This is a genomic window from Pseudomonas sp. NPDC088429 (genome assembly GCF_044753305.1).
Taxonomy (GTDB): Bacteria; Pseudomonadota; Gammaproteobacteria; order Pseudomonadales; family Pseudomonadaceae; genus Aquipseudomonas; species Aquipseudomonas rustica.
In genome coordinates this window covers 1-24,142 of the sequence record NZ_JBIVMX010000050.1, presented here as the reverse complement: position 1 = coordinate 24,142, position 24,142 = coordinate 1, and the positions used below count along the sequence as shown (strand labels likewise).

Here is a 24,142-nt window from a genome sequence, read left to right as displayed (position 1 = left end):
GAATCGCCTCAGCCGGATGGAAGGTTGGGGGTAGGGATTGCCCTACAACGATGGCGCTAACGGATAAGGCAGTGGCGAGGGGTGAGCGGCGAGCTGCAAGAACAAGCAAAAAACGCGTGTCGCTAACAGATATGCCCACACAGCGTCAGCCATGAACGCGAACGGGATGCCACTCGGTTCTACTGTAGGAGCTGCCGAAGGCTGCGATCTTTTGATCTTGCTGTTTATAAAGTCAAAAGATCGCAGCCTTCGGCAGCTCCTACAGGGGGCGGGTTCAGAGGAGTTTGTGTTCCATCGCGTATTTGACCAGTTCGGCCAGCGAGGTGATGTTGAGCTTCTGCATCAGCCGCGCCTTGTGGGTGCTGATGGTTTTGCTGCTTAGCGCCAGTTGCTGGGCGATGTCGTTGACGTTGGCGCCTTGGGCCAGGCGCTCGAACACTGAAAATTCACGTTCGGATAGCAACGAATGCAGCGGCCGCGCATCGGTCAGGCCGACTTCGAAAACCATTCTGTCAGCAAGATCCGGATCGATGTAACGCCCACCCGCCGCGACCTTGCGGATCGCCGTGAGCAACAGCGCCGGATCGCTGTCCTTGGTCGCATAACCGGCCGCGCCGACCTTCAATGCGCGAGCAGCCATCTGCGCTTCGTCGTGCATGGACAGCACCAGAATCGCCGGCGGATTGTTCAGTGCACGAATCCGTGGGATCGCCTCCAGGCCATTGACGCCGGGCATGGAGATATCGAGCAGCACCACTTCGCACGGCACATGGCGCAGGGTTTCCAGCAGTTGTTCGCCATTGCTCGCCTCGCCCACCACTTGCAGATCCTTGGCCAGGCCGATCAATTGCTTGATGCCCTCACGGACGATGGTGTGGTCTTCGGCTACCAGTACACGGATCACTTGCACTCTCCTCGGTTGTTGTTTTTAAGGGCAAAAGATCGCAGCCTTCGGCAGCTCCTACATTGATCGCATTCCCCTGTAGGAGCTGCCGCAGGCTGCGATCTTCTAGCGATCCAAAGGTACCCAGACATTCAGACTGGTACCCTCCCCCGGCTCACTCTCCAGCACCAACCGCCCACCCATGATCAACACCCGCTCGCGCATGCCGACCAAACCAAACGAAGTCGGCCTACCGGTAGCGGCGACAAATCCTACGCCATCATCGGCAACCGTCAGGCACAACTCATCGCCCTCCAGCGCCAGCGTCAGCTCCACAGTATGCGCCTGAGCATGACGCATCACGTTGGTCAGCGCTTCCTGCAAAATCCGGAACAACCCAATCGCCTTGGCATCACTCAGCGCCGGCAGATTCTCCGGCACCTGCACCAGACATGGAATCTGCGTACGCGCTTCAAATCGTCGCGCCTGCCATTCGATCGCCGACGCGATCCCGGCATCCAGAATCGGTGGCCGCAGCGCCGTCGCCACATCACGCACCAACTGGAATAACTGGGCGATCAGGCGCTTCATGCTGTTGAGCCGTTCGTTCAGGCCCGGGTCGAGTTGCGCGTAGGCCAATTCGCACATCGATGTCTCCAGTTTCAGCACCGTGAGCATCTGCCCCAGCTCATCGTGCACTTCGCGGGCGATGCGCGCCTTCTCTTCTTCGCGCACGCTTTCAAGGTGCGCCGACAGTTCGCGCAGCTGTTCACGAGAATCGGCCAGTTCCAGTTCAATGCGTTTGCTCTCGGTGATGTCCCAGACGATGCCGTCCCAGACGTACGCGCCATCCTCCAGTTGCCGGGTGATCGCCTTGATTTCGGCCCAACGCTGCTGGCCCTGTCGCGTAACAATTCTGCCCTGCCACGACCAGTCGCTGTCGGTGTCCAGCGCTTGATCCTGGGTGCGGTGATAACTGGCCTTGTCGTCCGGGTGCACCAGACTGCGCAGGCCCATGTCGCGATGGGCGATGGCGGCCGGCGCGTAGCCGACCAGACTTTCGCTGCCCTCACTGATGTAGGCAAAGTCGATCTGCCCGGTCACCGGCGCGCGCTCCAGCCGGAATACCAATCCCGGCACGTTGGCGGCGATGCCTTGCAGGCGCGCCTCACTTTCCTGCAACGCGGCCAGTGCGCGACGGCGGTCGGTGACGTCGGTGAGGTAGACCACCAGGTATTCACTGTCGCGAAAACGCAGAAAACTCAGCGACACATCCGCTGGCAAAATACTGCCGTCGGCACGCACGCAACTGGTTTCAAAACTCAACGGCCCTTCCTCGCTCGCTCGCGCACGCTTCCAGAGATTGAGCCAGCGATCCATGTGCAGACCCGGTTCGAAGTCGATCAGCGGCCGCTCGATCAACCCGCCCGAGGGATAACCGAGCATGTTTTCCGCCGCGCGATTGGCGTAGCGCACATGGCTGTCCCAGTTGACCCAGAGGATGCCGACGGTGCTTTGATCGATGGAAAATTGCGTCAGCCGCAGCGCTTCTTCGCTGGCGGCGCGCAAGGCAATGTCTTCCCGGGCGGCGAGCAACCGTTGTTCGAGGCTGTGCTGCTGGCGCCGTTGCCAGAACACGATCGCCACGCAACTGAGCAACATCACCGCAAACAACAGCGCGAGGTTTTGCCAGAAGCCCGGCGACTCCGACAATCGCGGGTATTTCGGTTGCAGCCATTGATTGTGCAGGCGCTCCAGATCTTTCGCCGGGATCGCGCGCAAAGCGCTTTGGACGATGCCGGCCAGCTCCGGCCAATCCCGTCGCGAAGCAACCCGCAACAATTGCGGCAGACCGATATCGCCAACCACTACCAGTTCGGCGAACTCAGGCTCTACAGACAATCGCCCAAGTTGTGCCTCATCGACCACCGCGTAGGACGCCTGCTGACTCAGCAGCAACTGCAACGCCTGACGCTCGAGCGGCACGCCTTGCAAGTTGAGATGGGGATAGTTGCCGCGCAGATAATCGGCAGTCGCGCTGGGCATGCGCACGGCGACGCGGGTCTGGCTGTCGAGTTTTTCCAGATCGATCGTGCCGCTGGCTTTCTGATCGCTGACCACCAGTTGCGGCACGCGCATGTAGGGGTCGGAAAACTGCCAGAGACGCAGCGCGCTCGGGGTTTGCATCAGGCCGGGGGCGATGTCGATTTCACCTTCGCGCACCGCCGCTTCCAGTTGCGCGAGGTCTTGAAAGTTGCGCCAGCTCAGTTCGACATTGAGCACCTTGGCCAACGACTTCATCAACTCGACATTGGCTCCGGACAGCTTTTGCAGACGCCGGTCGTATTGCGCAAACGGCGCCTGCAACACCAGACCGACGCGCAGCTCTTTGTGTTGCGCCAGCCACTGTTGCTGGCTCGCCGTCAATTGCGCAGCGTGCGCCGACGGCTCAGGCACCGCCCAGGCAATCAAGGGAAAGCACAACCAGCCGATAAACCAGAGGCAGCAAAATCGCTTCATTGAAGTCTCATACACTGACAAATTCTGACCAACCCATTAGGCTGCCGGATACATTTCTGGCCTGGAATAACCGATGCCCTCTGTCTACCGCCTGGCAATGCCAGCATTGTGCCTGTCGCTGATCCTGCCTTGTGCGTTTTCCGTCGAAGCCGCCGATCCGGCGCCCGCCGCCTCGGCGGAAAAACCTGCCGAAGCGAAACCCGCCGAACGCCAGCCACTGCTTGAGCGTAGTCAGGAAGAAGCCGCCGCACTCGGCCGTACGGTTCCGGCGCAAGAGCAGCAACAGTTGCAGGCCGGCAGCGACACCTTCCTCGCCCTGTGGAAAACCGCCAACACCGCCGAACCCAAGGGCGCGGTGATTATCATCCCCGGCGCCGGCGAAACCGCTGACTGGCCGCAAGCAATCGGCCCGTTGCGGCAAAAATTGCCCGACGCCAAGTGGAGCAGCCTGAGTATCACCCTGCCCGATCTGCAAAGCGATGCCATCGCACCGCGCGTCGTCGAGCCCGCCGCCGCGCCGAAAGCGCCGGAAACCGGCAGCAAGGATGCCACCACCGCACAACCGATCGAGCAGGCCGCCGGCGGTGAAGCCGAAGTTGTCGATCAAGTTGCGGCCGACACCGTGGAAGAACAGGAAAAGGCTGACGGCGAGCGCATCTTCGCCCGCATCGACGCGGCCATTGCCTATGCCGAACAGCAGAGCGCGCGCAGCATTGTCGTGCTCGGGCATGGCACCGGGGCTTATTGGGCGGCGCGTTATCTCAGCGAGAAGCAGACCGCGCAGGTGGAGAAGTTTGTAATGGTCGATGCGCAGACACCGGCCAAAGCCAAACCGGCATTGGCGGAACTGACACCGACATTGAAATTGCCGACCGCAGATATTTTCTACATGGACAAGGCGCTGGATCGCAACGCAGCGCTGGAGCGTATGCAGGCGAGCAAGCGCTTGAAGACTTCGGCGTTTAGCCAGGTGGCATTGCAGGCGTTGCCGGACAAGAAGGCTGAGCAGGAACAGTTGGTCCGTCGGGTGCGCGGCTGGTTGAATCCGCAGTACACCGACTGATAAAGCAAAAAGATCGCAGCCTTCGGCAGCTCCTACAGGAAACGCATTCCAAGGTAGGAGCTGCCGAAGGCTGCGATCTTTTGATCTTCAACGGTCAGCGAAAATCCCGCCGCTCACGAATCAATGTGTAGGCATTGTGCAACTCACGCGTACGCTCGGTTGCCTCACGCACCTGCGCCGTCGTTGCTCCCGTGCCGGCAATCTTGTCCGGGTGATGCCGACTCAACAGCCGCCGGTACGCCCGTTTGATCTGCGCCGGTTCGCTATTGGCCGACACCCCGAGCAAACGCATCGCCTCCTGATAACTCACCGCCGCACTGACAATTGGCCTTTTGCCGGGCTCGTAATCACTGGCCAGCGCCTGCACCTGCTGCACTGTCCAGCCCAGCCACTTACCCCACTGCGCCAACAATTCACGTTCGCTGACACCGGCGCGACCATCCGCCCAGACCATCCGCCAACAGGCGCGCAAGACACCTTCGGCAGCATGGGGCTGGCCGCTGAGCCGACGCAGGTACCCGCGCAGACTGTCGTTACCCGACTTGCCGCGATTGAATGCGGCAATCGCCCGACGCATTGCCGGATCACTCATTTCCAGCGCACGCATTTCGTTGCGCGCCTGCTGGATATGCCCGTCAGTGACGCGCCCGTCACTCTTGGCCAGACGCCCGAGCAGTACAAACAACAATTCGTCGTTGCGCAACATCGGTCGACCGCCGAGTTTTTCGCGTAAATGCCCCCAGCTCTGCAAGTGCAGACGCCGATCCAGCGCCTGCCCCAACAACGCCCCAAGCATGGCCCCCGGAATGCTGGCGATCGCAAAACCCGCTCCGGCTCCAATCAGAGTCCCTGGCCAAAGCATGTTAGCGACTCGCTTCTATCAAGGTTTCGGCTTCAGCGAGACGCTCGTGGGTGCCGACATCCACCCAGTGACCTTTGAGACGTTCGCCAGTGACTTCGCCTTCGGCCATGGCTTTACGCAGCAGCGGCGCGAGTTTGAAGGCGCCGTCCGTGCAGCCGTCGAACAGTTGCGGATGCAGTACCGCGATACCGCTGTAGGTCAAAGTCGCAGCATCGGCCTGGCCATCAATCACCTGCCCATCGACCAGAGAAAAGTCGCCGGTTGGGTGATGCGCCGGGTTGTCCGCCAGCACCAGATGCGCCAGACCGTTAATCGGCTGGTGCAGCACGCTGAAGTCGTAATCCGTCCAGATATCACCGTTGACCACCAGAAACGCATCGTCACCCAACAACGGCAGCGCACGGAAAATCCCGCCGCCGGTTTCCAGCGGCTCACCTTCCGGCGAGTACTGGATGCTCAGGCCGAATTGCGAACCGTCACCGAGGTAATCCTCGATCTGCTGACCGAGCCAGGCGTGGTTGATCACGATCTCGTTGAAACCGGCGGCCGCGAGGGCGCGCAGGTGATATTCGATCAAGGGCACGCCGCCGGCGCGCACCAGCGGTTTAGGAGTAGTCAGGGTCAGCGGGCGCATGCGCTCGCCTTTGCCTGCCGCCAGAATCATTGCCTTCATGCTGTCGCTCCACCCCGCAGGCTGGTGAACAGCGCTTGCAACTCGGCCAGTTCCGGGCGACGGGCGATCACTGCTTCTATATAGGAGAAGAAACGCGGTACGTCAGCCAGGTAACGCGGCTTGCCATCGCGGTGGCAGATGCGCGCGAAGATGCCGATGACTTTCAGGTGACGCTGCACGCCCATCAGGTCGCTCGCGCGCAGGAAGTCTTCGAAGTTCGACTGCACCGGAACATTCAATGCCGAGGCTTGCTGCCAGTAATTTTCCAGCCAACCGCGCACACGTTCTTCAGGCCAGCTGAGGAACGCATCCTTGAACAGGCAGGTGACGTCGTAGGTGACCGGGCCGTAGACCGCGTCCTGGAAATCCAGCACGCCGGGATTCGGCTCGCTGAGCATCAGGTTGCGCGGCATGTAGTCGCGGTGCACCAGCACTTTCGGTTGGGCCAGTGCGCTGTCGATCAACAGATCGCTGATCTGCTGCCACTGTTGTTGCTGGGCCGAATCGAATTCGACGCCGAGTTCACGTTTCACGTACCACTCGGGGAACAGTTCCAGCTCACGGCGCAGCAAGGCGACGTCGTAACTCGGCAGCGGCGCGACCATCGGCAACTGCTGAAAAGCCAGCAGTGCTTGCAGGGCATCGCTGAACAATGCGTCGGCATTTTCGCCATCGATCACGTCGAGATAGGTCTTGTTGCCCAGGTCATTGAGCAAAAGAAAACCGCGTTCGAGGTCTTCTGCGTAAATTTTCGGCACATTTATTCCGGATTTCGCCAGCAAAAAAGCGATATCCACGAACGGTTTGCAGTTTTCCTGGGGTGGCGGAGCGTCCATGACGACAAAGCTTTTGCCCTCGCCTTCCCAACGGAAGTAACGGCGGAAACTCGCGTCGCTGCTGGCCGCAGTCAACGTGGCCGGGGGCACAGCGCCCCAACCCTGATCTGCAAAGAGGATTGCCAGCTGTTCATCGAGCCAAACTTTCAGGTGTTGCAAGCGTACATCTTGGTCAGGCATTGCAAGGGTCTCCGACGGCGCTAGCCGTCAAGCGGGTCATGCTTTATTATCCAGCATCTTTTTCAGACCATCGAGAGGCGTGCGGCCCACACCGCGGGCAGATGGCACGCAGGAAGCCCGGACTAATAAGATGGCATTGAAATCCCCCGCGTTTCGTAAAAAATTTCCGTTGTTGGTAACCGGCAGTCTGCTGGCTATGCAACCTCTGGCCAGTCAATTCGTTGTTGCTGCCGAGCAGTATGACTGCTCCGTCTCGGCAACGGGTGGTTGGGCCTGTGCGCCCAAGGCGACGGCGGCTGCATTGCCTCCGCGCCCAGTGCATGACGGCAGTGCCGTCAGCGCTGCCGGCGACGCTGCGACCGAAAACGGTTCGACCGCCGACACTGGCCCTAAAACAGCACTCGTCACCGAAGCCAAAGGCCGCGGCCTGAAAGCCCGTAGCGAAGACTACAGTCACCTCGACTGGGTTCCGCGCGAGAAGCTGACCGCCGCGCAACTGGCCGAAACCGGCCCGTATTGCTCGGGTGCCTACATCGAGCCGTCTCGTCCTGGCATGAATGACAAGACGAGCAAAAGCGATGCGCCTACCTTTATCGGCGCAAAAGCCTCGCGCTATAACACCGATGATCAAGTCGGTACGCTGGCCGGTGATGTCGTCTTGCGTCAGGGCAGCATGCAGGTTGAATCCGACGAGGCGAGCCTGTACCAGGCCGAGAGCCGCGCCGAACTCAACGGCGGTGTGCGTATTCGCGACAACGGCGCGCTGATCGTCGGCGACCACGCCGATGTTCAGCTCGACACCGGTGAAGCCAAGGTCGACAACGCCGAATACGTGATGCACAAATCGCGTATCCGCGGCAGCGCGCTGTACGCCAAGCGTGCCGAGAACGCGATCATCCGCTTGAAGGACGGCACGTACACCACGTGCGAACCGAACAGCAACGCCTGGCAGCTCAAGGGCAACAACATCACCTTGAACCCGGCCACCGGTTTCGGTACCGCGACCAACGTGACACTGCGGGTCAAGGACATTCCGATCCTGTACACCCCGTACATCTATTTCCCGATCGACGACCGTCGTCAATCAGGCTTCCTGCCGCCGACCATCGGCACCGGCAGCGATACTGGCTTCTTGCTGGTGACACCGTACTACTTCAACCTGGCGCCAAACTACGACGCCACGTTGTATCCACGTTACATGAGCAAGCGCGGCATGCTGGTCGAGGGTGAGTTCCGTTACCTGACCAAGTCGAGTGAAGGTCAATTCGGCGCGGCGTTCCTCAACGACGAGGATGACGATCGCGACAAGCAGACCGACTCCAAGTCGACCCGCTACATGTACAACTGGCAGCACAAGGGTGGCCTGGACTCGCGCATCCTGACGCAAGTCGACTACACCAAGATCAGCGACCCGTACTACTTCCAGGATCTGGATACCGATCAGATCGGCGTGAAAAGTGCTGACTATGTGAACCAGCAGGGTTCGGTTACCTATCGAGGCGACAGTTACACGGCGCGTTTGAACGCCCAGTCCTATCAACTGGCCACCGTAGCTAACACCACCCCGTATGACCGTCTGCCGCAGATCACTTTCAATGGTCAGCTGCCGGTTCACCCGGAAGGCCTGCAATTCGATTACGAGACTGAGCTGGTTCGTTTCGACCGGGATTTGAAAACCGGCAACTACACCGATAAAGATGGCGGGCCGTTCAACGAAGATGGCACCGTCGGCACGCCGCGTCTGGATAACAACATTCGTGGGCTGGATCGTGCGAACGGTGACCGCCTGAACCTGAAGCCGGGTGTCAGCCTGCCGATGAACTGGACTTATGGCTTCCTTAAGCCATCGCTTAAGTACCAGTACACTCAGTACCAACTGGATCTGGACGGTACCGGCAAATCCCAGATCGCCCAGCAGACCCCTGAACAGGACAAGTTGAACGGCACGTTCGACAGCAACCAGAACCGTGGCGTACCTATCGCCAGCATCGACAGTGGTCTGTATTTCGATCGTAAGACTTCCTACTTTGGCAAGAATTACAATCAGACTCTGGAACCGCGCCTGTACTACCTCTACGTACCAGAGAAAGATCAGGAAGATATTCCGGTATTCGATACCAGCGAATACACCTTCAACTATGCATCGCTGTTCCGTGACAACCGCTTCTCCGGTGCCGACCGCGTTGGTGACGAGAACAAACTGTCGCTGGGCGTGACCAGTCGCTGGATTGAAGACGATGGCTTTGAGCGTCAGCGCATCAGCGTCGGCCAGGCCCTGTACTTCAAGGATCGCAAGGTTCAGTTGCCGGGCATCAGCTTCGCCGACCGTGACGATGCGCGGGCCAACGTTTCGCCCTATGCACTCGAATACGAATATCGCTGGAACCGCGATTGGCGCACCACTGCCGATTACAACTGGGATCCGGACAGCCGCAGCCCGCGTTCCGGCAGCGCGATGTTCCACTACCAGCCTGAAGACAATCCGAACAAGATCGTCAACGTCGGCTATCGCTATCGCAACGACCAGGTTCGCTACGACCAGAACACCGGTAAGTGGACTGTTGGCGGCGGTGACTACGGCACCCCTGGTACTCCTGGCTACGTGAAGGACTACTATAAAATCCAGCAGCATGACTTCTCGGTCATCTGGCCGATCGTTCCGCAGTGGAGCGCGATTAGCCGCTGGCAGTACGACTACAACCGCAACCGTACGCTGGAAGCCTTCGGTGGTTTCGAATACGACAACTGCTGCTGGAAACTGCGCCTGATCAACCGTTACTGGGTTTCCTACGACGAATTCAGTCAGGAAGCTCCGCAAAACGAAAAAGGCGACCACGGCGTCTTCCTCCAAATTGTTCTGAAGGGACTGGGCGGCCTGACTGGCGCCAAGGCTGAGAGTTTCCTCGACAAAGGCATCCAAGGTTATCGTCAACGTGAAGACCAAGCTTTCTGATTGTCTGCGCCCGCTGATGCTGGGCGCGCTGTTCCTGAGTACGGCGGGTAACGCCGCCGTTCAGTCCATCGATAAAGTGGTCGCGATCGTCGACAACGACGTGGTCATGCAGAGCCAACTGGATCAGCGTGTCCACGAAGTTCAGCAGACCATCGCCAAGCGTGGAGGCGGCCAGCCGCCTCCGGGCGTACTGGATCAACAGGTGCTTGAGCGCCTGATCGTCGAAAACCTGCAACTGCAGATCGGCGAACGTTCCGGCATCCGCATCACCGATGAAGAGCTGAACCAGGCTGTCGGCACCATTGCTCAACGCAACAACATGACTGTGGATCAATTCCGCGCTGCCCTGGCTCACGACGGTCTGTCTTACGACGACGCTCGTGATCAGATTCGCCGTGAAATGGTCATCAGCCGTGTGCGTCAGCGTCGTGTGGCAGAACGCATCCAGGTCTCCGAGCAGGAAGTGAAAAACTTCCTCGCTTCCGATCTGGGCAAAATGCAGCTGTCGGAAGAACTGCACCTGGCCAATATCCTGATTCCAACCCCAGAAAGCGCCAACTCTGAAGCAATTCAGAACGCTGCCCGTCAGGCCATGGATGTTTACCAGCAGCTCAAACAAGGCGCCGACTTCGGTCAATTGGCTGTAGCCAAATCCGCCAGCGACAACGCACTGGAAGGCGGCGACATGGGCTGGCGTAAAGCTGCTCAATTGCCACCTCCGTTCGACCGCGAGCTGAGCAGCATGGCCGTAGGCGACATCACTCAACCAGCGCGTACACCGGGTGGTTTCATCATCCTCAAGCTGCTGGCCAAGCGTGGTGGCGAGACCCAGATGCGAGACGAAGTGCATGTCCGCCATATTCTGGTGAAGCCAAGCCCGATTCGCGACGAAGCCAAAACCAAAGCCCTGGTGCAGTCGCTGTATGACCGCATTCTGGCTGGCGAAGACTTCGCTGAACTGGCGAAAAGCTACTCCGAAGACCCGGGTTCGGCGCTCAACGGCGGCGACCTGAACTGGATTGACCCGGGCGCACTGGTGCCGGAATTCCGCGAAGTGATGGCCAAGACCCCACAAGGTCAGCTGTCCAAGCCATTCCAGACCCAATACGGCTGGCACGTTCTGGAAGTCCTTGGCCGTCGTGCCACTGACAGCACCGAACAGGCCCGCGAGCAGCAAGCCATGACCGTACTGCGTAACCGCAAATACGACGAAGAGCTGCAAACCTGGTTGCGTCAGATCCGTGACGAAGCGTACGTAGAGATCAAACTCCCTGGTGCAGACCAGGCAGCGCAGTGAAACCCAAGCGTTTCGCGCTGACACCCGGCGAACCAGCCGGCATCGGTCCCGACCTGTGCCTGCTGCTCGCCTCGCAAGCCCAGCCACATCCCCTGATTGCCATCACCAGCCGCGACCTGCTCAATGAGCGGGCCGCGCAGTTGGGGCTGGCCGTCAACTTGCTGGATGTCGGCCCGAATCACTGGCCGGACGCCCCGGCGCCCGCCAACAGCCTGTACGTCTGGGATACCCCGCTCAGCGCCCCCGTGGTGGCCGGGCAACTGGACAAGGCCAACGCTGCTTTCGTCCTTGAAACCCTGACCCGTGCCGGCAACGGCTGTCTGAACGGCGATTTCGCCGGGATGATCACCGCACCGGTACACAAAGGCGTGATCAACGAGTCGGGCATTCCGTTCTCCGGGCATACGGAATTTCTCGCTGACCTGACCCATACCGCACAGGTTGTGATGATGCTGGCGACACGCGGTTTACGCGTGGCACTGGTCACCACGCACCTGCCCTTGCGCGAGATTGCCGATGCGATCACGCCGGAACGGCTGGAACGGGTCACGCGAATTCTGCACAGCGATCTGCAAAACAAATTCGGCATCGCCCAGCCACGCATTCTGGTGTGCGGACTCAACCCGCACGCTGGCGAAGGCGGACACCTGGGCCATGAAGAAATCGACATCATTGAACCGACATTAGAGCGCCTGCGCGGCGAGGGCATGGACCTTCGTGGCCCGCTGCCTGCCGACACTCTGTTTACCCCCAAATATCTGGAGCAATGCGACGCAGTGCTGGCGATGTACCACGACCAGGGCCTGCCTGTGCTTAAGTACAAAGGCTTCGGCGCTGCCGTCAACGTGACCCTGGGCCTGCCGATCATCCGCACATCGGTCGACCACGGCACTGCCCTGGATCTGGCCGGCAGCGGCAAGATCGACACCGGCAGCCTGCAAGTCGCCCTGGAAACCGCCTACCAGATGGCCGAGACCCGTTTATGACCGAGCAATACCAACACAAGGCGCGCAAACGCTTTGGCCAGAACTTCCTGCACGATGCCGGCGTTATCGACCGCATCCTGCGCTCCATCAGCGCCAAGCCTGACGATCGCCTGCTGGAAATCGGCCCGGGCCAAGGCGCACTGACCGCCGGCCTGCTGAATTCCGGCGGGCAGCTCGACGTGGTGGAACTGGACAAGGATCTGATCCCGATCCTCAACCAGCAGTTCGCCGGCAAGAGCAATTTCAACCTGCACCAGGGCGATGCGCTGAAGTTCGACTTCAACACGCTCAACGCCGCGCCAAACAGCCTGCGTGTGGTCGGTAACCTGCCGTACAACATTTCGACGCCGCTGATTTTTCACCTGTTGAACAACGCCGGCATCATTCGCGACATGCACTTCATGCTGCAGAAAGAAGTGGTCGAGCGTCTGGCCGCAGGCCCTGGCGGTGGTGACTGGGGTCGTCTGTCGATCATGGTTCAGTACCACTGCCGCGTCGAACATCTGTTCAACGTTGGCCCGGGCGCGTTCAACCCGCCGCCAAAAGTTGATTCGGCGATCGTTCGTCTGGTGCCGCATGCCGTGCTGCCGCACCCGGCCAAGGATCACAAGTTGCTGGAGCGCGTTGTGCGCGAAGCCTTCAACCAGCGTCGCAAGACTCTGCGCAACACCCTCAAACAATTGCTCAGCAATGCCGAGATCGAAGCCGCTGGCGTTGATGGCAGCCTGCGTCCGGAGCAACTGGATCTGGCCGCATTCGTGCGCCTGGCCGATCAGCTCGCAGTGCAAGTCCCGGCCTCCCCCGCCGCCGACTGACATACGATGAACGCTATCGGGCAGGACGCCACTCTGGTTTACTGCCCGATACTTGCCTAGACTGATTCCCCATCAGCTACGCCCCGCGTTCCGCTTCGTTAAGGCCCCTTGCATGTCCGATTCCCGTTACCAGGTCGATGTCAGCGTCGTTACCCGCTATCTGGCAGACCAATCGCAACCCGAGCACGACCGTTTCGCCTTCGCCTACACCATCACCGTGCAGAACAATGGCGCGATCCCGGCCAAACTGCTGTCGCGGCACTGGGTGATCACCGATGGCGACGGCCACGTCGAAGAAGTACGCGGCGCCGGCGTGGTGGGTCAGCAACCGCTGATCAATGCCGGGCAAAGCCACACCTACAGCAGCGGCACGGTAATGACCACCAAGGTCGGCACCATGCAGGGCACTTACGAAATGGTCGCCGACGACGGCAAACATTTCGATGCGATCATCAAACCTTTCCGCCTGGCGGTGCCCGGGGCCTTGCACTGATGGCAACCTATGCCGTCGGCGACCTGCAAGGCTGCCTCGAACCGCTGAAGTGTCTGCTCAAGCAAGTCGCGTTCGACCCGACGCTCGATCGGCTATGGCTGGTCGGCGATCTGGTCAACCGAGGCCCGCAGTCATTGGAAACCCTGCGCTTTCTGTACGGCATGCGCGAGTCGCTGGTCTGCGTGTTGGGCAATCACGATCTGCATCTACTGGCGGCCGCCAAAAATATCGAGCGTTTGAAGAAGTCCGACACCTTGCGCGAGATTCTCGACGCACCGGACTGTGCCGAATTGCTTGAATGGGTGCGCCAGCAGAAGCTGATGCACTACGACGAAATGCGTGATGTCGCCATGGTTCACGCCGGCATTCCACCGCAATGGTCACTGCGCCGCGCCTTGAAGTGCGCGGATGAAGTCGAAACAGCGCTGCGCGACGACAACCTGTTCCCCGCCTACCTCGACGGCATGTACGGCAACGATCCGGCGAAATGGGACAACGACCTCAAAGGCGTGACTCGCCTGCGCGTGATCACCAACTACTTCACGCGCATGCGTTTCTGCACCGCCGAGGGCAAGCTCGACCTCAAGAGCAAGGAAGGTCTGGATACCGCCCCGCCCGGCTACAAACCGTGGTTTCAGCACAAAGAGCGCAAGACCAAAGGCCTGCGCATCATCTTTGGTCACTGGGCAGCCCTTGAAGGCAATATCCATGAGCCAGGCATTTCGGCACTGGATACCGGTTGTGTCTGGGGCGGCAGCCTGACCCTGATGAATGTCGACAGCGGCGAACGCCTGTCATGCAAATGCGACGAACACGGTGGCCTCGCGCCAACCGTCGCACCACTTATCCCCGAAACTTCGCCAGTCAACGCACCGCGTTAAACTGCGCTTTCAGCCGAGCAACAGGAACCCGCCATGAGCGAATTCAAACGAATCCCCCCGGAACAGGCCCAGGCCCTGCGTGAGCAAGGGGCCGTCGTCGTCGACGTCCGTGATCCGGCGACTTTCGCTGCCCTGCACATCAGCGGCTCGAAGCATCTGGACAATCATTCCCTGCACGCCTTCATTCAAGGCGCTGACCTTGATGCACCGACCGTGGTCGTCTGCTACCACGGCAATTCCAGCCAGGGCGCTGCGGCCTACCTGATCAGCCAAGGCTTTTCCGACGTCTACAGCATGGACGGCGGCTTCGAGCTGTGGCGTACGACTTATCCTGCGGAAACCGCGCAAGGCACCGCCGGATAATTTTTTTGTCACGCGCAGGCCCCGGCTGCCGTGGGCCTGCGCGGGCAGACGAACGGTCTTGCCACAACTAATTACGTATCTCGCCTTTACCTCCTGAATTCCCAACTATCCTTAAGCCCAGGCCATCCAAAACAGGGGAGAGCCGGTACACCGGCGCACGGGTCATCGGGAGTGACTTTCGCGATTGTCGATCGTGAAAGTGTTCTGGGGGGTAAACAAACAGCTGCCAAAACGGTTGTTTGCCAGCATCGACTGAGTGATCCGGCGTCGGCTCCACGTATCGAGCGAGGTGACGTCATGAGTATCTTTAGCCACTTCCAACAACGCTTCGAGTCCACACGCCAGGAAGAACTCTCGCTGCAAGAGTACCTGGAGCTGTGCAAGAAAGACCGAAGCGCCTACGTTTCCGCCGCCGAGCGTCTATTGCTGGCCATCGGCGAACCGGAACTGCTCGACACCTCGACCAATTCGAGGCTGTCACGCATCTTCTCCAACAAGGTGATCCGTCGCTATCCGGCCTTTGAAGACTTCCACGGGATGGAAGAATGCATCGACCAGATCGTTTCGTATTTCCGCCATGCCGCCCAAGGCCTGGAAGAGAAGAAACAAATCCTTTACCTGCTCGGCCCCGTCGGTGGCGGTAAATCGTCCCTGGCCGAGAAGCTGAAACAGCTGATCGAGAAAGTGCCCTTCTACGCGATCAAGGGCTCGCCGGTATTCGAATCGCCTTTGGGTCTGTTCAACGCCACCGAAGATGGCGCGATCCTCGAAGAAGATTTCGGCATTCCACGGCGCTATCTGAACACCATCATGTCGCCTTGGGCGACCAAACGCCTGGCCGAATTCGGCGGCGACATCAGCCAGTTCCGCGTGGTCAAACTGTACCCGTCGATCCTCAATCAGATCGCCGTGGCCAAAACCGAACCGGGTGACGAGAACAACCAAGACATCTCGGCGCTGGTCGGTAAAGTCGACATTCGCAAACTCGAGGAATACCCACAGAATGATGCCGACGCTTACAGCTACTCCGGTGCGCTGTGCCGGGCCAACCAGGGCCTGATGGAATTCGTCGAAATGTTCAAGGCACCGATCAAGGTGCTGCACCCATTGCTGACCGCGACCCAGGAAGGCAACTACAACAGTACCGAAGGCCTCGGCGCGATTCCGTTCACCGGGATCCTGCTCGCCCACTCCAACGAATCGGAGTGGCACACCTTCCGTAACAACAAGAATAACGAAGCGTTCATCGACCGGATCTACATCGTCAAAGTGCCGTATTGCCTGCGCGTCAGCGACGAAGTGAAGATCTACGACAAACTGCTGTTCAACAGTTCTCTGGCCAAGGCGCATTGCGCACCCGACACCCTGAAAATGCTCGCGCAGTTCACTGTGCTGTCACGCCTCAAGGAGCCGGAAAACTCCAACATTTATTCGAAGATGCGCGTCTACGACGGTGAAAACCTCAAAGACACCGATCCGAAAGCCAAGTCGATTCAGGAATACCGCGACTCTGCAGGCGTTGATGAGGGCATGAACGGTCTGTCGACCCGCTTTGCATTCAAGATCCTGTCCAAGGTCTTCAACTTCGATCCGCATGAAATCGCCGCCAACCCGGTGCACCTGCTCTATGTGCTGGAACAGCAGATCGAACAGGAACAATTCCAGGCCGAAACCCGCGAGCGCTATCTGCGCTACCTGAAAGAATACCTAGCACCGCGTTATATCGAATTCATCGGCAAGGAAATCCAGACCGCTTACCTCGAGTCTTACAGCGAGTACGGCCAGAACATCTTCGACCGCTACGTGCTGTACGCAGACTTCTGGATTCAGGATCAGGAATACCGCGATCCGGAAACCGGCGAGATCCTCAACCGTGTTGCCCTGAACGAAGAACTGGAGAAAATCGAAAAACCGGCCGGCATCAGCAATCCGAAGGATTTCCGCAACGAAATCGTCAACTTCGTCCTGCGCGCCCGGGCCAACAACAACGGCAAGAACCCGACCTGGCTCAGCTACGAAAAACTGCGCGTGGTCATCGAGAAGAAAATGTTCTCGAACACCGAGGATCTGCTGCCGGTCATCAGCTTCAACGCCAAGGCCAGCAAGGAGGATCAGCAAAAGCACAACGACTTCGTCACTCGAATGGTCGAACGCGGCTACACCGACAAACAGGTACGGCTTCTTTCCGAATGGTACCTGCGGGTACGGAAGTCGCAGTGAAGCAGCTGCAAGCTTCTAGCTACGAGCTGCAAGAACAAAGCGCGTAACCCACTGATGCCCGGGAACCTGCTTTTACTTGCAGCTTGAAGCTCACAACTTGAAGCTGCCCGGAGGGCTTCCTATGAGTTATGTGATCGACCGACGTTTGAATGGCAAGAACAAGAGCACGGTAAACCGCCAGCGTTTCCTGCGGCGTTACCGTGACCACATCAAAAAGGCTGTCGAAGAGGCGGTCAGCCGGCGTTCCATTACGGATATGGAACACGGCGAACAGATCAGCATTCCCGGTCGCGACATCGACGAACCGGTGCTTCACCACGGGCGCGGCGGTAAGCAGACCGTGGTTCATCCCGGTAACAAGGAATTCACCGCCGGCGAACACATTGCTCGTCCACCGGGTGGTGGCGGCGGACGCGGCCCGGGCAAGGCCGGTAACTCCGGCGAAGGCATGGACGAGTTCGTCTTCCAGATTACCCAGGAAGAATTCCTCGAATTCATGTTCGAAGACCTCGAACTGCCGAACCTGGTCAAACGCAACCTGAGCGGCACCGACACCTTCAAAACCGTGCGCGCCGGGATCAGTAACGAAGGCAACCCGTCCCGGATCAACATCATCCGCACCCTGCGTTCGGCCCATGCACGGCGCATCGCTTTGTCTGGCAGTAGCCGGGCGAAACTGCGCGAAGCCAAAGCAGAACTCGAGCGGCTGAAACGCGAAGAGCCAGATAACTTTGGCGATATTCAGGAGCTCGAAGCAGAAATCGAGAAACTCAGCGCGCGCATTCATCGCGTACCGTTCCTCGACACCTTCGACCTGAAATACAACCTGCTGATCAAGCAACCAAATCCCAGCTCGAAAGCCGTGATGTTCTGCCTGATGGACGTGTCCGGCTCCATGACCCAGGCGACCAAGGACATCGCCAAACGCTTTTTCATCCTGTTGTACCTGTTCCTCAAGCGGAACTACGACAAGATTGACGTGGTGTTCATCCGTCACCACACCAGTGCGCGCGAAGTCGACGAAGAAGAGTTTTTCTATTCACGGGAAACCGGCGGCACCATCGTTTCCAGTGCATTGAAACTGATGCAAGAGATCATGGCCGAGCGTTATCCGAGCAACGAATGGAACATCTACGCGGCGCAGGCTTCCGACGGCGACAACTGGAACGATGACTCGCCGATCTGCCGCGACATCCTCATCAACCAGATCATGCCGTTTGTGCAGTACTACACTTACGTGGAGATCACCCCGCGCGAACATCAGGCTTTGTGGTACGAGTACGAACGCATCGCCGACGCTTTTTCTGACACTTTTGCCCAGCAGCAACTGGTCTCGGCCGGGGATATCTATCCGGTCTTCCGTGAACTCTTCCAGCGCAGGTTAGTGACATGACCGCCAAAGAGCAGAAGCGCCAACCCATTTCCACCGGCTCTGAATGGACGTTCGAGCTGATCCAGACCTACGACCGCGAAATCGCCCGTATCGCGGCCGGCTATGCGCTGGACACCTACCCCAACCAGATCGAAGTGATCACCGCCGAGCAGATGATGGACGCCTATGCCTCGGTGGGCATGCCGCTGGGTTATCACCACTGGTCTTACGGCAAACACTTCCTCAGCACCGAAAAATCCTACAGCCGCGGGCAGATGGGCCTGGCGTACGAGATCGTGATCAACTCGGATCCGTGCATCGCCTATCTGATGGAAGAAAACACCATCTGCATGCAGGCACTGGTGGTGGCGCACGCGTGCTATGGCCACAACAGTTTCTTCAAGGGCAATTACCTGTTCCGCACCTGGACCGACGCCAGTTCGATCATCGATTACCTGGTGTTCGCCAAGCAGTACATCATGCAGTGCGAGGAGCGCCACGGCATCGACGCGGTGGAGGACTTGCTCGACTCCTGCCATGCACTGATGAATTACGGCGTCGACCGCTACAAACGCCCCTACCCTATTTCCGCCGAAGAAGAACGCCGGCGGCAAAAGGATCGCGAAGAACACATGCAGAAGCAGATCAACGATCTGTGGCGCACCATTCCCAAAGGCGCGGACAAATACAGCGACAAGGACAACGCACGCTTCCCGGCCGAGCCGCAGGAAAACATTCTTTACTTCATCGAGAAACACGCGCCATTGCTCGAGCCTTGGCAGCGCGAGATCGTGCGTATCGTGCGCAAGATTGCCCAGTACTTTTATCCACAGCGCCAGACACAGGTGATGAACGAAGGCTGGGCAACGTTCTGGCACTACACGCTGATGAATGACCTGTACGACGAGGGCCTGGTCACCGACGGTTTCATGATGGAGTTCCTCACCTCACACACCAGCGTAGTGTTCCAGCCAGGTTTCGACAGCCCTTACTACAGCGGCATCAACCCGTACGCATTGGGTTTCGCCATGTACCGCGACATCCGGCGCATGTGTGAGGAACCTACCGAAGAGGATCGCCACTGGTTCCCGGACATCGCCGGGAGCGACTGGCTGTCGACCATCAAATTCGCCATGAGCAGCTTCAAGGACGAGAGCTTCATCCTGCAATATTTGTCACCGAAGGTGATCCGCGATCTGAAACTGTTCAGCATCATGGATGACGATCAAAAGGACGATTTGCTGGTGCCGGCGATCCATGACGAGCCCGGTTACCGAATCATCCGCGAAACTCTGGCCGCGCAATACAACCTCGGCAACCGTGAACCGAACGTGCAGATTTACAGCATCGATCGACGTGGCGACCGCTCACTGACCCTGCGGCACCAGCAGCACGACCGCAAACCGCTTGGCGATTCCACTGAAGAGGTGCTCAAACACCTGCACCGTTTGTGGGGCTTCGATATTCATCTGGAAACGCTGCAGGGCGACCAGATCATGAAAACCCATCACGTGCCGCCGCGCAGTGAACACAGCGAAGGGGATTACGGCCGGCTCGATCTCGCCGTCATTCATCTTTGAAACGGTTCTGGCCTCCGAAAGTCCGGCGCAAGGGTTATCCTGTCGGGCTAACGGAGGTTTTTTATGCAGATTTTCAAGGTTGGCGGCGCGGTTCGTGATCGCTTGCTGGGCAAACCGGTTACCGATATCGATTGGGTCGTGGTCGGTGCTACCACGGAAGAAATGCTCGCCAAGGGCTATCGACCGGTCGGCGCAGATTTTCCGGTGTTTCTTCATCCGAAAAGCGGCGAGGAGTACGCCCTCGCCCGCACCGAACGTAAAAGCGGTCGCGGCTATGGTGGCTTCACCTTTCACGCCAGTCCCGAAGTGACGCTTGAAGAAGACCTGATTCGCCGCGACCTGACCATTAACGCCATCGCTGAAGACGATCAGCAAAATCTGACCGATCCATACCACGGTCAGCGCGATCTTGAAGCGCGAATCCTGCGTCACGTATCCCCGGCGTTCGCCGAAGATCCCCTGCGTGTCCTGCGTGTAGCCCGCTTCGCGGCGCGTTATGCCAGGCTCGGTTTTAGCGTTGCGCCGGAGACGCTTGAGTTGATGCGTCAACTCAGTGAGTCCGGTGAACTGGAGGCACTGACCGCTGAGCGCAGTTGGAAAGAAATCTCCCGCGCGCTGATGGAAAACCAGCCACAGGTATTCATTCAGGTGCTTCGTGATTGCGGCGCGCTGAAAGTCTTGATGCCGGAAGTGGATGCGCTGTTCGGCGTGCCGCAACCGGAAGCGCATCACCCGGAAATCGACACCGGGCTGCACACGCTCAGCGTGCTGGAGCAATCAGCGCTGCACAAACAACCGCTGACCGTACGCTGGGCCTGCCTGCTGCACGATCTTGGTAAAGGCCTGACACCGGAAGAGGAATGGCCACGGCACATCGCCCATGAGCACACCGGACTGAAGCTGATCAAAGCGGTCAACGAACGCTTTAAAGCGCCGAAGGATTGCCAGGAACTGGCCTTGCTGGTTGGCAAATACCACACCCATGGGCACCGGGCGCTGGAGCTGAAGGCTTCGACGTTGCTGGAGTTGTTGCAGAGTTTTGACGTGTATCGCCGGCCGCAGCGGTTTGAAGAATTTATCGCTGCGTGCGAAATGGATGCCCGGGGCCGCAAGGGGCTGGAGCAGAGAAGTTATCCACAAGCGGATTATTTGCGCGGTGCAGCGAAGGTTGCGCGGGAGGTTGCGGTGCAGCCGTTGCTGAAGAAGGGATTCAAGGGGCCTGAGTTGGGTGAGGCGCTGAAGCGTGAGCGGCTTAAGGCATTGAAAGTGTACAAAGAGAACGCTTGAAGCAAGATCAAAAGATCGCAGCCTTCGGCAGCTCCTACATGGGAATACGCGTTTCTCTGTAGGAGGTGCCGCAGGCTGCGATCTTTTGCTTTTAAAGATCCGAAGGCGTGAGCTGCTGCCCGCGCCACTCAAACCCGACCGGCGCCAGCACCTGATCAATCTGCGCCTCTGCCCACAATGTCGCGAAGCTTTTTCCCACACCCGGATGCACGCGATCCGGCGCAATCAGCGACAACGGCCACAACACAAAAGCATTTTTCAGAATTTCCGCACGCGGCAACACCAGACCGTCGAAATTGCCCGCCAGATCGCCGTACAACAGCACGTCGATATCCAGCGGCAAGCCCTTGCGATCCGGGGCATATCGACCGTTATCCGCCTCAATAAACTTCAAGCGACGATCCAGTTCAATCAACGGCAGATCGGTAAACGCCGACACCACAAAATTGAAGAACGGCCCGCTTTTGATTCCGACTGGCTGGCTCTCGAACACCGCCGAACAGCGGATATCCACCAGAAACGTCGCCAACGCGTCGAGACCTGCACGCAAATGGGTTTCGCGCTCGATATTGCTACCGAGCCCGAGGTAGACCTGAGTCAGCGACATCCGCGCTCGATCTCCACACCCACGCCGCCCTTGGCCGCTGGCACCGCGCCAGGCTTGGTCAGCTTCAGCCGGACCCAAGTGATGTTGAATTCACTCATCAGCACTTCGACCAGACGCTCGGCGAACGTCTCGACCAGTTGAAACTGCGCTTGCTCGGCGAAACCCTGAATCCGTGTGGAAACGCTGGCGTAATCGAGCGCCAGGGTCAGGTCGTCACCGGCGGCGGCCGGGCGATTGTCCCAGGCGAAGCTCAGATCAAGACGCAGGCACTGGCGGATGCCGCGCTCCCAGTCGTAGGCACCGATCACGGTATCGACTTCCAGGCCCTCGATAAACACTCTGTCCAAGCACTTCTCTCCGCTGCACGACAAGGGCGCAATGCGCCGTTAGAATCAGGGCGTCCTCGCCCGGAATAGTTAGCATGTTTTGGTTACTGGCGACTCTCGCCTACCTGCTCGGCTCGCTGTCCTTCGCCATTTTGCTCAGCCGCCTGACCGGAAATCCGGATCCGCGAATGAGTGGCTCGGGTAATGCCGGCGCCACCAACATGCTCCGCCTGGTCGGTCGCAAACTGGCGATCCTGACCCTGCTGGGTGATCTGTGCAAAGGCCTGGTGCCGGTGCTGATTGGCTCGGCTGTCGGCCTTTCGCTGCAGGAGCAGGCGTGGATCGGCGTGTGTGCCGTGATCGGTCACCTGTTCCCGCTGTATTTCCGCTTCCGTGGTGGCAAAGGTGTCGCCACCGCCGCCGGCATGCTGCTGGGCCTGTATCCGCCCGCCGCGCTGCTGGCCGTGTGTGCCTGGCTGCTGACGTTCTACCTGACCCGCACCAGCTCGCTGGCGGCACTGATCGCCACGCCGCTGACCCTGCCACTGCTGGCCTGGCAAGAACCGGAGGCGCTACTGCCGATGAGCGCGCTGACACTGCTGATCGTCTGGCGCCACCGCGGCAATCTACGCGACCTGTTTGCCGGGCGCGAACGGCATTTTTAAATACCGTCCATGAGCGCCGCTCATCACAGCGGCGACAACTGCTCCATCGGCCAACGCGCCTGCACGCTGATCGCCAGACTTTCCTGCTGACCGGCCTGCAAGCGCTGGCAACCGGCAAAGGCGATCATCGCGCCGTTGTCGGTGCAGAACTCCGGACGCGCATAAAACACATCGCCCTTCATGTCGCCGAGCATTTTCTCCAGCGAAACGCGCAAAGCCTTGTTGGCGCTGACGCCGCCAGCGATCACCAGACGCTTCATGCCCGCCTGTTTCAGGGCGCGCTTGCACTTGATGGTCAAAGTCTCCACCACGGCCTGCTGGAACGCCAGCGCGATGTCGCAACGGGCTTGCTCGTTGTCGTCCCCGGCGCTGACGCACTGCTGCCAGGCGTTGAGCGCGGAGGTTTTCAGACCGCTGAAGCTGAATTGCAGGCCCGGGCGATCGCACATCGGACGCGGAAAGGTGAAACGTCCTGCAACGCCTTTCTCCGCCAACTTGGCGATTTCCGGCCCGCCCGGATAATTCAGGCCCATCATTTTCGCGGTTTTGTCGAAAGCTTCACCGGCAGCGTCGTCGAGCGTCTCGCCGAGCAAGGTGTATTGACCGATGCCATCGACCTGAACCAGCTGCGTATGACCGCCCGAGACCAACAAAGCGACGAACGGGAATTCCGGCGGTTTTGGCTCCAGCATCGGCGCGAGCAAATGCCCTTCCATGTGGTGCACGCCGAGCGCCGGAATGCCCCAGGCAAACGCCAGCGCCTGAGCGCAGGAAGCGCCGACCAGCAACGCGCCAACCAGGCCAGGGCCCGCGGTATAGGCGATCGCGTCGATCTCGGTGGGTACACAGTCCGCTTCGGCCAACACCTGACGAATCAAGGGCAGCATGCGTTTGACGTGGTCACGCGAGGCGAGCTCCGGCACCACACCGCCATAAGCGCGGTGCAGGTCGATCTGGCTGAACAGTGCGTCGGCCAGCAGACCGCGCTCACTGTCATATAATGCGACGCCGGTTTCGTCGCAGGAGGTTTCTAATCCCAGTACTAGCATGGGTTTGCGCCTTGTTTAGGCTGACTTCGAAGGCGCGCATAATAGTCGCCACGTGATGCCCCGACCAGCGGTTTTCGATCAGAGGCTTTGCATTCCGAGCGATGAGGGGTTAACATCCGGTACGGTGAAATAGCGACGTCTTCAAGTGCTCTTTTGCCGCGTGGATGTTGACCCCGGTGATGATTGTAGGTTGCTGTGGATGCCAGCCGGCAGTGGTGATGTGTACGATGC

Annotated in this window: 21 protein-coding genes; 13 read left to right on the top strand and 8 right to left on the bottom strand. The window is 59.2% G+C overall.

Going from position 1 to position 24,142, the window contains the following annotated elements; translation table 11 throughout:
• Window positions 1–274 precede the first annotated feature (274 nt).
• Complete coding sequence (locus ACIP66_RS21170) at window positions 275–904, bottom strand: response regulator transcription factor (RefSeq protein WP_008085218.1); 630 nt, start codon at window positions 902–904, stop codon at window positions 275–277.
• 105 nt (window positions 905–1,009) lie between these two features.
• Entirely contained in the window at window positions 1,010–3,403 is a 2,394-nt protein-coding gene (locus ACIP66_RS21165) for a PAS domain S-box protein (RefSeq protein WP_400650586.1), read from the bottom strand.
• A 73-nt stretch (window positions 3,404–3,476) separates the two neighbouring features.
• Between ACIP66_RS21165 and ACIP66_RS21160 the strand changes: the two genes are divergently transcribed.
• Complete coding sequence (locus ACIP66_RS21160; RefSeq protein WP_400650584.1) at window positions 3,477–4,466, top strand: alpha/beta hydrolase family protein; 990 nt, start codon at window positions 3,477–3,479, stop codon at window positions 4,464–4,466.
• A 94-nt stretch (window positions 4,467–4,560) separates the two neighbouring features.
• On the opposite strand, the gene ACIP66_RS21155 is transcribed toward ACIP66_RS21160, so the two are convergent.
• The 3 genes from ACIP66_RS21155 to ACIP66_RS21145 are packed head-to-tail and all read right to left on the bottom strand — an operon-like array spanning window position 4,561 to window position 7,017.
• Window positions 4,561–5,328, bottom strand: a complete 768-nt coding sequence (locus tag ACIP66_RS21155) for a TerB family tellurite resistance protein (RefSeq protein ID WP_053124388.1) — start codon at window positions 5,326–5,328, stop codon at window positions 4,561–4,563.
• Window position 5,329: 1 nt separating this feature from the next.
• Window positions 5,330–6,001 carry an N-acetylmuramate alpha-1-phosphate uridylyltransferase MurU gene (gene murU, locus ACIP66_RS21150; protein ID WP_212550064.1) on the bottom strand — a complete coding sequence of 224 codons (672 nt, stop codon included), beginning with the start codon at window positions 5,999–6,001 and terminating at the stop codon, window positions 5,330–5,332.
• Window positions 5,998–7,017, bottom strand: coding sequence for an aminoglycoside phosphotransferase family protein (locus tag ACIP66_RS21145; protein WP_400650579.1), 1,020 nt, complete (start codon window positions 7,015–7,017; stop codon window positions 5,998–6,000). Before ACIP66_RS21145 ends, murU begins: the two co-directional genes overlap by 4 nt.
• A 130-nt stretch (window positions 7,018–7,147) precedes the next feature.
• Here ACIP66_RS21145 and ACIP66_RS21140 point away from each other — a divergent pair, with 130 nt between their 5' ends.
• From ACIP66_RS21140 to ACIP66_RS21090, 11 genes are all read left to right on the top strand, one after another.
• The gene (locus ACIP66_RS21140; protein ID WP_400650576.1) at window positions 7,148–9,970 is read left to right on the top strand and encodes an LPS-assembly protein LptD; all 2,823 of its coding nucleotides are present in this window, start codon (window positions 7,148–7,150) and stop codon (window positions 9,968–9,970) included.
• On the top strand, window positions 9,951–11,267 hold the full coding sequence (gene surA / locus ACIP66_RS21135) for a peptidylprolyl isomerase SurA (protein ID WP_400650573.1): 1,317 nt from the start codon (window positions 9,951–9,953) through the stop codon (window positions 11,265–11,267). Before ACIP66_RS21140 ends, surA begins: the two co-directional genes overlap by 20 nt.
• Window positions 11,264–12,253: a 4-hydroxythreonine-4-phosphate dehydrogenase PdxA gene (gene pdxA, locus ACIP66_RS21130; protein WP_400650571.1), complete on the top strand. Its 990-nt coding sequence runs from the start codon at window positions 11,264–11,266 to the stop codon at window positions 12,251–12,253. Before surA ends, pdxA begins: the two co-directional genes overlap by 4 nt.
• Window positions 12,250–13,068, top strand: a complete 819-nt coding sequence (rsmA, locus tag ACIP66_RS21125) for a 16S rRNA (adenine(1518)-N(6)/adenine(1519)-N(6))-dimethyltransferase RsmA (RefSeq protein ID WP_053124397.1) — start codon at window positions 12,250–12,252, stop codon at window positions 13,066–13,068. The genes pdxA and rsmA overlap by 4 nt, the downstream gene beginning before the upstream one ends.
• 112 nt (window positions 13,069–13,180) lie before the next feature.
• Complete coding sequence (apaG, locus tag ACIP66_RS21120) at window positions 13,181–13,561, top strand: Co2+/Mg2+ efflux protein ApaG (RefSeq protein ID WP_016983136.1); 381 nt, start codon at window positions 13,181–13,183, stop codon at window positions 13,559–13,561.
• Complete coding sequence (locus tag ACIP66_RS21115) at window positions 13,561–14,442, top strand: symmetrical bis(5'-nucleosyl)-tetraphosphatase (RefSeq protein WP_159814854.1); 882 nt, start codon at window positions 13,561–13,563, stop codon at window positions 14,440–14,442. Before apaG ends, ACIP66_RS21115 begins: the two co-directional genes overlap by 1 nt.
• A 33-nt stretch (window positions 14,443–14,475) precedes the next feature.
• Window positions 14,476–14,805, top strand: a complete 330-nt coding sequence (glpE, locus tag ACIP66_RS21110; protein WP_400650566.1) for a thiosulfate sulfurtransferase GlpE — start codon at window positions 14,476–14,478, stop codon at window positions 14,803–14,805.
• Window positions 14,806–15,102: 297 nt separating this feature from the next.
• Window positions 15,103–17,025 carry a PrkA family serine protein kinase gene (locus tag ACIP66_RS21105; protein ID WP_007910115.1) on the top strand — a complete coding sequence of 641 codons (1,923 nt, stop codon included), beginning with the start codon at window positions 15,103–15,105 and terminating at the stop codon, window positions 17,023–17,025.
• Window positions 17,026–17,146: 121 nt separating this feature from the next.
• The gene (locus ACIP66_RS21100) at window positions 17,147–18,418 is read left to right on the top strand and encodes a YeaH/YhbH family protein (protein WP_053124403.1); all 1,272 of its coding nucleotides are present in this window, start codon (window positions 17,147–17,149) and stop codon (window positions 18,416–18,418) included.
• On the top strand, window positions 18,415–19,977 hold the full coding sequence (locus ACIP66_RS21095; protein ID WP_053124404.1) for a SpoVR family protein: 1,563 nt from the start codon (window positions 18,415–18,417) through the stop codon (window positions 19,975–19,977). The genes ACIP66_RS21100 and ACIP66_RS21095 overlap by 4 nt, the downstream gene beginning before the upstream one ends.
• A gap of 63 nt (window positions 19,978–20,040) precedes the next feature.
• Window positions 20,041–21,264 carry a multifunctional CCA addition/repair protein gene (locus ACIP66_RS21090; RefSeq protein WP_400650561.1) on the top strand — a complete coding sequence of 408 codons (1,224 nt, stop codon included), beginning with the start codon at window positions 20,041–20,043 and terminating at the stop codon, window positions 21,262–21,264.
• Between the two features lie 91 nt (window positions 21,265–21,355).
• Here ACIP66_RS21090 and folK read toward each other — a convergent pair whose 3' ends face one another.
• Together folK and folB are read right to left on the bottom strand one after the other, a co-directional pair.
• Entirely contained in the window at window positions 21,356–21,871 is a 516-nt protein-coding gene (folK, locus tag ACIP66_RS21085; RefSeq protein ID WP_400650558.1) for a 2-amino-4-hydroxy-6-hydroxymethyldihydropteridine diphosphokinase, read from the bottom strand.
• Complete coding sequence (gene folB, locus ACIP66_RS21080; protein ID WP_053124412.1) at window positions 21,862–22,218, bottom strand: dihydroneopterin aldolase; 357 nt, start codon at window positions 22,216–22,218, stop codon at window positions 21,862–21,864. The genes folK and folB overlap by 10 nt, the downstream gene beginning before the upstream one ends.
• Before the next feature lie 74 nt (window positions 22,219–22,292).
• Here folB and plsY point away from each other — a divergent pair, with 74 nt between their 5' ends.
• Window positions 22,293–22,862 (top strand): glycerol-3-phosphate 1-O-acyltransferase PlsY, encoded by a 570-nt coding sequence (gene plsY, locus ACIP66_RS21075; RefSeq protein WP_400650556.1) that lies wholly within the window; start codon window positions 22,293–22,295, stop codon window positions 22,860–22,862.
• Window positions 22,863–22,885: 23 nt separating this feature from the next.
• Here plsY and tsaD read toward each other — a convergent pair whose 3' ends face one another.
• On the bottom strand, window positions 22,886–23,911 hold the full coding sequence (tsaD, locus tag ACIP66_RS21070; RefSeq protein WP_053124416.1) for a tRNA (adenosine(37)-N6)-threonylcarbamoyltransferase complex transferase subunit TsaD: 1,026 nt from the start codon (window positions 23,909–23,911) through the stop codon (window positions 22,886–22,888).
• Window positions 23,912–24,142: the final 231 nt, after the last annotated feature.